Annotated in this window: 10 protein-coding genes; 3 read left to right on the top strand and 7 right to left on the bottom strand. The window is 72.8% G+C overall.

The window, feature by feature from the left end:
* Nucleotides 1-340 precede the first annotated feature (340 nt).
* The 7 genes from AMYTH_RS0110435 to AMYTH_RS0110405 all read right to left on the bottom strand — a co-directional run bounded on the left by AMYTH_RS0110435 (nucleotide 341) and on the right by AMYTH_RS0110405 (nucleotide 7,156).
* On the bottom strand, nucleotides 341-1,069 hold the full coding sequence (locus AMYTH_RS0110435) for an MIP/aquaporin family protein (protein ID WP_027930272.1): 729 nt from the start codon (nucleotides 1,067-1,069) through the stop codon (nucleotides 341-343).
* A gap of 102 nt (nucleotides 1,070-1,171) precedes the next feature.
* Entirely contained in the window at nucleotides 1,172-1,936 is a 765-nt protein-coding gene (locus AMYTH_RS0110430; protein ID WP_027930271.1) for an SDR family NAD(P)-dependent oxidoreductase, read from the bottom strand.
* Entirely contained in the window at nucleotides 1,933-2,694 is a 762-nt protein-coding gene (rpiA, locus tag AMYTH_RS0110425) for a ribose-5-phosphate isomerase RpiA (protein ID WP_027930270.1), read from the bottom strand. The genes AMYTH_RS0110430 and rpiA overlap by 4 nt, the downstream gene beginning before the upstream one ends.
* Nucleotides 2,678-3,331 carry an HAD family hydrolase gene (locus AMYTH_RS44580; protein ID WP_051362634.1) on the bottom strand — a complete coding sequence of 218 codons (654 nt, stop codon included), beginning with the start codon at nucleotides 3,329-3,331 and terminating at the stop codon, nucleotides 2,678-2,680. The genes rpiA and AMYTH_RS44580 overlap by 17 nt, the downstream gene beginning before the upstream one ends.
* Nucleotides 3,331-4,836 (bottom strand): xylulokinase, encoded by a 1,506-nt coding sequence (gene xylB / locus AMYTH_RS0110415; protein WP_027930269.1) that lies wholly within the window; start codon nucleotides 4,834-4,836, stop codon nucleotides 3,331-3,333. Before xylB ends, AMYTH_RS44580 begins: the two co-directional genes overlap by 1 nt.
* A 41-nt stretch (nucleotides 4,837-4,877) precedes the next feature.
* Entirely contained in the window at nucleotides 4,878-6,323 is a 1,446-nt protein-coding gene (locus tag AMYTH_RS0110410) for an aldehyde dehydrogenase family protein (RefSeq protein WP_027930268.1), read from the bottom strand.
* A gap of 113 nt (nucleotides 6,324-6,436) precedes the next feature.
* Nucleotides 6,437-7,156: a FadR/GntR family transcriptional regulator gene (locus tag AMYTH_RS0110405; protein ID WP_027930267.1), complete on the bottom strand. Its 720-nt coding sequence runs from the start codon at nucleotides 7,154-7,156 to the stop codon at nucleotides 6,437-6,439.
* A 144-nt stretch (nucleotides 7,157-7,300) separates the two neighbouring features.
* Between AMYTH_RS0110405 and AMYTH_RS0110400 the strand changes: the two genes are divergently transcribed.
* From AMYTH_RS0110400 to AMYTH_RS0110390, 3 genes are read left to right on the top strand one after another with little or no spacing between them, the layout of a single operon-like run.
* A complete protein-coding gene (locus AMYTH_RS0110400) occupies nucleotides 7,301-8,494 on the top strand; it encodes a fumarylacetoacetate hydrolase family protein (RefSeq protein WP_027930266.1) in 1,194 nt (397 codons plus the stop codon).
* A complete protein-coding gene (locus AMYTH_RS0110395; protein ID WP_027930265.1) occupies nucleotides 8,491-9,447 on the top strand; it encodes a C-terminal binding protein in 957 nt (318 codons plus the stop codon). Before AMYTH_RS0110400 ends, AMYTH_RS0110395 begins: the two co-directional genes overlap by 4 nt.
* Nucleotides 9,444-10,973: an aldehyde dehydrogenase (NADP(+)) gene (locus AMYTH_RS0110390; protein ID WP_084022563.1), complete on the top strand. Its 1,530-nt coding sequence runs from the start codon at nucleotides 9,444-9,446 to the stop codon at nucleotides 10,971-10,973. Before AMYTH_RS0110395 ends, AMYTH_RS0110390 begins: the two co-directional genes overlap by 4 nt.
* Nucleotides 10,974-11,035 lie beyond the last annotated feature (62 nt).

Below are 11,035 nucleotides of genomic sequence, written 5' to 3'. Positions count from 1 at the left end.
ACGCTGCCCGACGGATCCGCCACGGGGTGTTCGAACGGCGCGGCGCCGGCCCCGTCGCGAGCCGTACAGTACGTGCCCCGACCATCTCCAGCGACAGTATGCGCGGTGACGACCTCTACCGCGTGGTGCTCCGGGGAGCTGCCCGGTTCCACGCCGCGGCACGTCCGGTCACGCGGGTGCGTGTGCGGCGAGTGCCGCGTCCAGATTCCCGCACACCGAAACGGAACCGTCGGTGAATCCCGCGCCGAGTACGCGCCGCACGATTCCGCCGGGGCGGGCCACGACCGCCGGCCGCGGTCGTGCTCGACCTGCGCGAGCTGACGTTCCTGTCGGTCTGCCCTCACAGCGGCAGCGGGCTGACGTGGTAGGCCAAGCCCGCCACGAGACCACCCAGGAACGGCCCCGCCACGGGGACCCACGCGTACGCCCAGTCCGATCCGGTTTTGCGGCCGAGCCGCAGGAGGGCGTGGACGATGCGCGGGCCGAGGTCGCGCGCGGGGTTGAGCGCGTAGCCGGTCGGGCCGCCGAGGGAGGCGCCGATCCCGACGACCAGGAGGGCGACGGCGAGCGGGCCGAGGCCGGACGGTGTTCCGCCGAGGAGCAGGACCACGTAGACCAGGACGAAGGTGGCGATGGTTTCGGTGAGGACGTTCCAGGCGGGGGTGCGGATCGCCGACCCGGTCACGAACACGCCCAGCACGGCGCCGGCGTCGGTCTCGGCGTCGAAGTGCTTCTTGTAGCACAGGTAGACGAGGACGGCGCCGGCCATCGCGCCGGTGAGCTGCCCGGCCGCGTAGACGGCGGCGTGCGGGAGGTCGGCGGCGACACCGGGGGCGAAGTCCTGCCCGGCGATCCACAGCCCGAGCGTGACGGCGGGGTTGAGGTGGGCCCCGGACCGGGCGGCGGTGTAGACGCCCGCGAACACGGCGAGACCCCAGCCGAAGCTGACCAGCAGCCAGCCCCCGCCGTATCCCTTCGATCCGGTGAGGGCGACGTTGGCGACAACCCCGCAGCCGAGCAGCACGAGCAGCGCCGTGCCGATCAGCTCGGAAAGGAAGATGCTCCCCATCGAGTTCTCCTGAAGTGGTTTCGTGCCCGTTTCCGGGCAGGGCGCAACGCCGCCCGGCGGACGTGCCGCCGGGCGGGTGGCGCGGACTGGATCAGTGGCGGGTCACCAGACGGTGTAGCCGCCGTCGACGACGAGGTCGGTGCCGGTGCAGAAGGCGGCCGCGTCGGAGGCCAGGAAGACGACCGCGGGGGCGATCTCGGCGGGCGTGGCGACCCGGTTCATCGGGGTGCCCGCGAGCCAGGCGCGGCGCCACTCCTCGTTGTCCATCCCGCGCTGGGTCAGTTCGGTGCCGACGTAGCCGGGGGAGACGGAGTTGACCCGGACGCCGCGGCCGGCCCATTCGCCCGCCAGTGACTTCGTGAGGTGGATGACGCCCGCCTTCGCCGCGTTGTAGGCGGCCTGCGGCTGTGGGAAGTTGCTGATGTGCCCGCTCATGCTGCCGGTGTTCACGATGCTCCCGCCGCCCTGGGCGAGCATCCGGGAACCGGCGGCGCGGCAGCAGTGGAACACCCCGTCGAGGTTGACGGCGAGCACCTTGCGCCAGTCGCCGTCGGACAGCGACTCGCTGGGGTGGTTGTGCACGATGCCGGCGTTGTTCACGGCGATGTCGATCCGCCCGGCGGCGCTGACGACGTGGTCGAACGCGGCCTCCACGGCGGCGGAGTCGGTGACGTCGGCGGCGACGAACTCGACGCCGAGCCGCTCGGCGGTGGCCTTGCCGGCTTCGTCGTTGATGTCGCAGATGAACACCCGGGCGCCCGAGTCGCGCACCCCGGTGACAATGGCTTCGCCGATGCCCTGGGCGCCGCCGGTCACGATCGCCGTGCGGCCGGCCAGGGAGAACACCGGCAGGGTCGGGCTGGTCATCGGTCACCTCGCGGGGTCGTGGACGGGCGTGCGGTGGGTGCGCTCCCGCAGTCGCGGACGTCGTAGGTGCCGTCGGCGCGGCCGACGACCATCTCGTCCGCGATTCCGGTGAACAGGCCGTTCTCCACCACGCCGGGGATCCAGTTCAGCTGGGCGTCGATCGCCAGCGGGTCGGCGATGGACTTCAGGTGGGCGTCGATGAGGTAGTTGCCGCTGTCGGTGACGACCGGCGCCCCGTCACGAGTGCGCAGCGCCAGTTCGGCGGCGGGATGGCCGAGTTTGTCCAGCAACCGGGCGATCGAGCGTTTCGTGGACTCCCACTCGTACGGGATGACCTCGATCGGCAGCGGGAACGCGCCCAGCGCCGGGACGACCTTGCTGTCGTCCACCACCGCGACCATCCGGTCCGACGCGTCGGCCACGATGCGTTCCCACAGCAGGCAGGCGCCGCCGCCCTTGATCATGGCGCCGTCGTGGTCGATCTCGTCGGCGCCGTCGATCGTGAGGTCCAGCCGGACCGCCTCGGCGAGCGTGGTCAGCGGCACGCCGACCTCCATCGCGAGATCCCGGGTGGCGGTGGAGGTCGGCACCCCGACGACGTCGAGGCCGTCGGCCACCGCCTTGCCGAGCGCGCGCACGAACCAGTGCGAGGTGGTTCCCGAACCCAGGCCCAGCTTCATCCCGTCGTGCACGTAGGTTTCGATGGCGCCGACACCGGCCGCCCATTTCGCCCGGTCCTGGTCACTGCTCGGTTGCATGGAACTCCTTGTCCGCCAAGCCCTCGGCCAGTGCGCCGAAGGTGTCGATGGTGGTCACGCCCGGGAGCGGGTGCCCCCAGGACACGTGCCGGTAGGGCACTCCGGCGCGTTGTGCGGTGAGCGCGTCGATGCCGGTGTCGCCGACGTAGAGCGCGTCGGCGGGGGCGACGTCCAGCGCGGTGAGCGCGGCTGCGAGGTGCCCTGGGTCGGGTTTGCCCGCGGGCACCGCGTCGATGCCGACGACGACGTCGACCAGCGGGGCGAGCCCGGTGGCGGCGAGGACGTCGTGGGACAGGCCGGTGCGCTTGTTGGTGCACACCCCGACGCGGATTCCCTTGTCCCGCAACGCCTGGAGTGCTTCGCGGGCGTCGGCGTGCACGGTGGTCGCCGCGGCCGGTTCGGCCCGGTAGGCACTGGAGTAGGCCGCCAGCACCGGACCCGCGAGCGCGGGATCACCGCCGACGGCGTCGAGCGCGCCGCGGACGAGTTCCGCGGCGCCGCCGCCCAGCAGGCCGCGGACCCGATCGGCGTCGATCCCGGGCAGACCATGCGCGGTCAGGGCGGAGGTGAGTGCCCTGGCGATGTCCGGGGCGCTGTCGACCAGAGTGCCGTCCAGGTCGAGCACCACCGCCCGCATCACGCCGGCACCGTTTCGGCGAACAGCGGGCGCAGGCCCTCGTACAGGTGCCGGTGCCGCTGGAAGATCTGGTCGTAGACGGCGACGGTGGCGGGGTCCGGTGTGAAGGTCTGCTCCACGGCCAGCATGCCGACGGCCTCGGTGAGGTCCCGCCACCAGCCGATCCCCACCCCGGCGGCGAGCGCGGCACCGTAGGCGCCGCCTTCGGCCACCCCGGTGACGGTGACGGTTTCCCGGTTGAGGACGTCGGCGAGGATCTGCAGCCACAGCGGTTCCTTGGTCGCGCCCCCGGAGGCCACCACCCGGTCGCACGGCAGCCCGGCCTGCCGGTAGACCTCGAGGATCTCCCGCATGTTCAGCACGACGCCTTCCATCACGCTGCGCGCGATGTGGCCCAGGTGGTGCATCGGGGTGAGTCCCACCCAGCTCGCCGACGCCTCGGGGGCGACGTGCGGGGACCGTTCGCCGAGCAGGTACGGCAGGAACAACAGGCCTTCCGAGCCAGGCCCGATGTCGCGGGCGAGCTCGGACAGCCGTTCCAGGGTGACCGGGTCGGCGGCGGTGGCGGGGGCCAGCGCGTCGCGCAGCCACTGGAAGGCGCCGCCCGCGCTGAGCGACACCCCCATCACGTGCCAGCGTCCCGGTTCGTTGCCGCAGGAGACCTGCACCCGTCCACCGGGGTTGTCCGGGCACCGGGACGCGCCGCCGGCGACGATGCCCGCGGTGCCGATCGTGAACCCGACCGGTCCGGTGTCCAGCAGGCCCATCGCGGTGGTCTGGATGACCGCGTCGCCGCCGCCCCCGAACACCGGTGTGCCTTCGGGGATGTTCCACCGGGTGGCGAGGCCGGGCAGCACGGTGCCGGTGGCCTCGACGGATTCGACGACGTCGGGCAGCAGTGCGCGGTCGATGCCGAGGAGCCCCAGGAGCTCGTCGGACCAGCGGCGGTTCGCGACGTCGAACAGGCCGGTCCCGGAGGCGTCGGAGACGTCGGTGGCGTACTCACCGGTCAGCCGGAGCCGCAGGTAGTCCTTGGGGTTGAGGATGCGGCGGGTCCGGGCGAACAGTTCCGGTTCGTGCTCGCGGAACCACACGATCTTGCAGCCGGTGAAGCCGGGCAGCATCCGGTTGCGGGTCATGCGCAGCAGCTCGTCCAGACCGCCGGCGCGTTCGGTGATCCACTCGCACTCCCGCGCGGCGCGCTGGTCGTTCCACAGGATGGCCCGCCGGAGCGGTTCGCCGGTCTCGTCCAGCGCGGTCAGCCCGTGCATCTGGCCGCACAGGCCGATCCCGGTCACTTCCCGGCCGCGGTCGGGCAGGCTCGCGGTGACGGCGGCGAGCGCGTCGTCGGTGGCCGCCCACCAGTCGGTGGGGTCCTGCTCGGCCCAGCCGGGATTGGTGGTGTGCACCGGGTAGTGGCGCAGCACCTTGGCGACCACCTCACCCGACCGTGACACCGCGATGACCTTGCACGCCGAGGTACCCAGGTCGATGCCGATCAGCATGTTGTTGTCCTTTCCCGCGCGTCGTTGCGCTGTCCGGCGCGTCATCGCGCGCCGTGGCGGAGTCTCACGTGCTTGAGCTGGAGGTAGGACTCGAGGCCTTCGGGCCCGTGCTCGGAACCGAACCCGCTCTCGCGGCGGCCTCCGTAGGGCGCGTTGATGATCCCGGCGTCCACGTTGTTGATGGCCACGTTGCCGAAGTCCAGGTCGGCCGCGAGCGTGAACGTTTCGCGGGTGTCGTTGGTGTAGGCGTACGCGGCGAGGCCGCCGGGCACGCGGTTGGCCCGGTCGATCGCGTCGGCCAGGTCGGTGAAGCGGGCGACGCCGACGGCGGGACCGAACGTTTCCTCGGTCATGACGAGCGCGTCGTCGGGCGCGTCGGCGATCACCGTGGGGCGCACGAACAATCCGGGACCGTCCAGCGGGCCGCCGCCCGCCACGATCCGCGCGCCGCGCTTGTCCGCGTCCGCGATGTGGTCGAGGGTGCGTCGGTAGGTCTCGTCCATCGTCAGCGAGCCGACGTCGGCGGACGGGTGGGCCAGCCCGTCGGCGACGGTGAGCGCGTCCGCCGCGGCCGCGAGCCCGTCGACGAACTCGTCGTAGACCGAGCCGTGCACGTAGATCCGGTTGATCGCGATGCAGATCTGGCCGGCGTTGCGGAACGCGCGGCGGGTGGCGCCGCGCACCGCGTCGGGCACGTCGGCCGTGCCGGTGACGATCATGGGGCAGCTTCCGCCGAGTTCCAGGGACAGCCCGGTGATTCCGGTGACCGCCCGGTACAGCGCCTGCCCGGTGGACATCGAGCCGGTGAAGGCCACCTTCGCGATCTGGGGGTGCGCCACGAGCGCCTGCCCGGTGGAGCCGTCGCCGAACACGATGTTGGCCACGCCCGGGGGCAGCGTCCCGGCGAGACACTCCGACAGCACCTGGGCACAACCGGGGGTGTACTCCGACGGCTTGATCACGATCGTGCAGCCGGCCGCGACGGCGCCGGCGAGCTTCCAGCCGATGAGTTCGATCGGGTAGTTCCACGGCACGATCCCCGCGACGACGCCGAGGGGTTCCTTCTCCACGATGCTGGTGAACCCGGGCGCGTCGTTCGGGATGGTGCGGCCGTAGACGCGGGTGGCCTCTTCGGCGTAGTAGTGCAGCGCGGCGATGAACTTGCGGACTTCGCCGCGCGCCTCGTCCAGGGGCTTGCCCTGCTCGCGCGTGATCGCGGTGGCGAGGTCGTCCACCTGGCCGGCGCAGGCTTCCGCGAGCCGGTGCAGGCACGCGGCGCGCTCGGCCGGGACGGTGCGGCGCCAGCCGCGGAAGGCGTCGGCGGCGGCGCGGACTGCCGCGTCGACCTCGGCGGCGGTGGAGCGCGGGGCTACCGCGACCACCTCGCCGGTGGCGGGGTTGGTCCGGTCGATTCCCGGTCCCGTGGTGTCCCGCCAGGTTCCCGCGACGAAGTTCCGGCAGACGAGCACGGGCTCATCGGGCTGCATTGCCTCAACTCCCTGATGCGCGCGGACTCGCCGCGCAAGCGGTGCGATCTTTGTATGATAATCGGACCTTAGAGCGGGAGTCGCGTGTCGCGCAAGAGGGTGATCGCGCCGGTTCAGGTGCGGGTGGGGATCGGCTGCTTCTCCGCCAGCAGGCGGTCCCGGTGTCGCATGACGCGGCGCAGGTGGTTCTCGGTGGCGAAGCGGGCACGGGAGGGGTCGCCGGCGGCGATGGCCTCGGCGATCTGGACGTGCTCCTCCAGCGTGTTGGCCGCTTCGGAGGGGTAACCGGGCCCGGTGCGGTAGGTGTCGCGCAGGAACCCGTTGAGCGGGCCGATCACCAGTGAGAAGAACGGGTTTCCGCTCGCCCGCGCCACGATTTCGTGGAACCGCAGGTCGGCGTCCAGGAATTCGTCGCGGGCCTCGGGCCGGTCCAGTGCGTCGGCCAGTCGCCGGTTCGCGTCCTCGAGGTCGGCGAGGTGCTGCTCGGTCCGCCGGGCCGCGGCCAGCTGCGCCATCTCGACCTCGAGCACCAGGCGCAGTTCGAGGAGCTGGGCGAACGAGCCCTCGCTGCGCCGCATCAGCAGGCCGTACTGCTCCGCGATCAGCCGTCCGTCCAGCTCGGCGACCGTCATGCCGCGGCCGGGCTTCACCGTGACCAGTCCACGCTGGATCAACAGCCGGGCCGTTTCCCGCACCACGGTGCGCGAGACGTCGAAGCGGCGGGCGAGCTCGGCTTCCGTCGGGAGGCGCTCGCCCGGCGCCAGCCGCACGATCTCGTCCTGCAGCTTGTCCGCGAGCGTTTCCGACAGGCGCTTGTGGAGTGCTTCGGCCATTCGGCGATCGTACGACAAAGCAGGCGGGTTGCCGCGCGCCGCGCCGCCTGTGTGGCGATGGAACCGGTGCATTGACGGCATCTTTGTACGATGATAGGACATTGGTGGCGCCCGTGTGGGCGCGACGAGGAGGGCTGTCAATCCATGAACCTGCACGCCTACGCCGGGGCCGTGCTCCCCGCCGACGCCGAGCGGGCCACCCTGGTGGCCCGCGTGTTCGACCCCGCGGTCGGCGGGCCGTGCGTCGCGGCGATCCGGGGTGACCGCGCCGTGGACCTCACCCACGTCGTTCCGACGGTCTCCGAGCTGCTGGACCGGCCCGACGCGGTCTCGATAGTCCGCGGGCACGAGGGCGGCGGTCACTGGGAGCTGTCCGCGCTGATCGACGCCACCCTGCGGCGCGACCGGACCGCCCCGCACCTGCTGGCCCCGGTCGACCTGCAGGTCGTCAAGGCGGCCGGCGTGACGTTCGTCCGCAGCATGCTCGAGCGCGTGATCGAAGAGCGCGCGAAGGGAGACCCCGCCCGGGCCGAGGAGATCAGGTCCCGCATCGCCGAGGTGGTCCGCGGCCGGATCGCCCAGCTACGGCCCGGATCGCCGGAGGCGGCCCGGGTCAAGGAGGTGCTGGTCGAGGAGGGCCTGTGGTCCCAGTACCTCGAGGTCGGCATCGGTCCGGACCCGGAGATCTTCACCAAGGCGCCCGTCCTGTCCGCGGTCGGCACCGGCGCCGAGATCGGCGTGCTGGCCCGCTCGACCTGGAACAACCCGGAGCCCGAGCTGGTGCTCGCGGTCAGCTCATCCGGCACGCCGGTGGCCGCGACCCTGGGCAACGACGTGAACCTGCGCGACTTCGAGGGGCGCAGCGCGCTGTTGCTCACCGAGGCGAAGGACAACAACGCCTCCTGCGCGATCGGCCCGTTCCTGCGGCTGTTCGACGACGGCTTCACGCTGGACGACGCGCGAGCCACCGAGGTGGCGCTGGACATCACCGGCGGCGACGGGTTCACCCTGCACGGCGTGAACCCGGTGAGCGAGATCAGCCGGGACCTCACCGACCTGATCCGGCACGCGCACGGCGCCCACCACAGCTACCCCGACGGGTTCGTCCTGTTCACCGGCACGATGTTCGCGCCGACCGAGGACCGCGGCGAGCCGGGGCAGGGCTTCACCCACCGGCAGGGCGATGTCGTCGCGATAAGCTCGCCCGCGCTGGGCACGCTGGTCAACGTCGTCACCACCGCGGAAGCGGCCGAGGACTGGACCTTCGGCATCCGCGCGCTGATGGCCAACCTCGCCGGGCGCGGCCTGCTGCGGAGCGCGGCGGAGGTGGTCTCGTGACCCGGGTGGTCGTCACCGATCACGCCTTCGGCGGGGTGGCGGACGAGGCGGCCGTCGCCGAGCGCTTCGGCGCGGAGTTCTCGGTGCACGCCTGCCGCAGCGAGGACGAGACGATCCAGGCGGTGGCCGGCGCCGACGTGGCGTTCGTGAACTTCGCCCCGGTGACCGACGCGGTGCTCGCGGCGATGGCGCCCGGCGCGACGGTGATCCGCTACGGCATCGGCTACGACAACGTGGACGTCGCCGCGGCCGAGGCGCGCGGGATCTCGGTGGCCACGGTGCCGGACTACGGCAGCGACACCGTCGCCGACCACACCGTCGCCCTGCTGCTGACCCTGCTCCGCAAGATCCCGGCCTACGACCGGCGCATCCGCGAGACCGGCTGGTGCGCCCCGAGTGATCTCGGCTCGATTCCCGGCTTCGCCGACACCACGGTCGGACTGGTCGGCCTGGGCCGGATCGGGCTGGCCGTGCACCGCAGGCTCGCCGCGTTCGGGTTCCGCGTGCTCGCCCACGACCCCTACGCCGAGCCCGCCGACGGGCTCACCGTCACCGACCTGGACACGCTGCTGCGCGAGTCGCACGCCGTCTCGCTACACGCACCGCTGACCCCGCGGACGCGGCACCTGCTCGGCTCCGCGGCGTTCGCCCGGATGCGCGAGGGTGCGGTGCTGGTCAACACCTCGCGTGGCGGGCTGGTCGACCACGAAGCGCTCGCCGGGGCGGTGCGGGCGGGCCGCGTCGCCGCGGCCGCGCTGGACGTCTTCGACCCCGAACCGCTCGCCGCGGACTCGCCGCTGCGCGAGCTGCCGCAGATCCTGTTCACCCCGCACGCCGCGTTCTATTCGGACAGTTCGCTGGCCGCGCTGCAACGGCTGGCCGCGGAGGAGGCCGAACGGGCGCTGGCCGGGAAACCGTTGCGCTGTCCCGTGACCGGAGGAGGTGGCCGATGAGCCGCGCTGTCGATCCCCGCACCGGAGCCGCGATCGGCCCGGAAATCGCCGACACCACACCGGAGGAGATCCGCGAGGTGTGTTCGCGGGCGGCGCAGGCCGCGCCGTGGCTGGGCGGGCTCTCCTTCCCGGAGCGCGCCGCGCTGCTCGCGGATCTCGGCCAGGCCCTGCGCGACCACTCCGGCGAGCTGGTGGCGCTGGCCGATGCCGAGACCGCGCTCGGCGTGCCGCGCCTGACCGGCGAACTCGCCCGCACCGCCGCGCAGTTCGACCTGTTCGCGGAGGTGCTCCGGGACGGCGCGTTCTGCGAGGCCACCCTCGACAGCCCGAACCCGGATGCGGTGCCCCCGCACACCGATCTGCGCCGCATGCTCGTCCCGCTGGGGCCGGTGGCGGTCTTCGCCGCGTCCAACTTCCCGTTCGCCTTCTCCGTGGCAGGCGGTGACACGGCGAGCGCACTCGCCGCCGGCTGCCCGGTCGTCGTCAAGGCGCACCCCGGGCATCCGGGGCTGTCGGTGCGCACCGTGGAGATCCTGGCCGGCGCCCTGTCCGCGGCCGGCGCCCCCGAGGGCGTGCTGACCCTGGTGCACGGCGAGGCGGCGGGCCGGGCCCTGGTGGCGGATCCGGCGGTCACCGCCGTCGCGTTCACCGGCTCACCCGGCGGTGGCCGGGCCCTGTTCGACGTCGCCATGTCGCGTCCCGACCCGATCCCGTTCTACGGCGAGCTGGGCAGCATCAACCCGGTCGTCGTCACGGCCGCCGCGGCCGCGGCCCGGCCGGACGAGATCGCGGACGGTCTGGCGGGCAGCGCGATGCTCGGCAGCGGGCAGTTCTGCACCAAGCCCGGTCTGGTGTTCGTGCCCGAGGCGGCCGGTCTGCCCGGCCGGGTGGCGGAGCGGGTGGCCGCGGCGGAGGTCGGCCCGCTGCTCACGGCACGGATCGAAGGCGGGTTCCGCGAAGGCCTGCGACGGCTGCTGAAGGTTCCGGGAGTGCGCGCCCTGCTGGACGGGCCGGAGCAGGACGGCGCCGGGCACCGGGTGGCCCCGCAGGTGGTGACCGCCGACGCCCGGACGTTCCTGGCCGACGCCGCCGTCCTGACCGAGGAGTGCTTCGGCCCGGTGACGGTGCTCGTCACCTACTCGACGGAGGAGGAACTCGCGGCCGCGCTCGGCAGGGTCCCGGGGTCGCTGACGGGCACGGTGCACGCCGAGCCGGACGACCCCGCTGCCGCCTCCGTGGTGGCGGCGCTCGGAGCCAGGGTGGGGCGCCTCATCCACAACGGCTGGCCCACGGGGGTTGCGGTGACCTGGTCGCAGCACCACGGCGGCCCGTGGCCCGCGACGACGGCGGTCCTGCACACGTCGGTGGGCGCCACGGCGATCCGGCGGTTCCTGCGCCCCATCACCTACCAGGACGTGCCCGAGCAGCTGCTGCCCGCCGCACTCCGCGACGGCAACCCACTGGGCATCCCGCGCCGGGTCGACGGCGTGCTGACCACCGACGGGAAGGCCGGGCGGAGGGGCTGACTTGCTGAGCACCCCCGGACCGTCAACTACCGCAAGGCGACGTCGTGGCTGCGCCGATCGCA

Source organism: Amycolatopsis thermoflava N1165 (assembly GCF_000473265.1).
Classification (GTDB): Bacteria; Actinomycetota; Actinomycetes; order Mycobacteriales; family Pseudonocardiaceae; genus Amycolatopsis_E; species Amycolatopsis_E thermoflava.
This window is presented reverse-complemented; position numbering and strand designations above follow the sequence as displayed.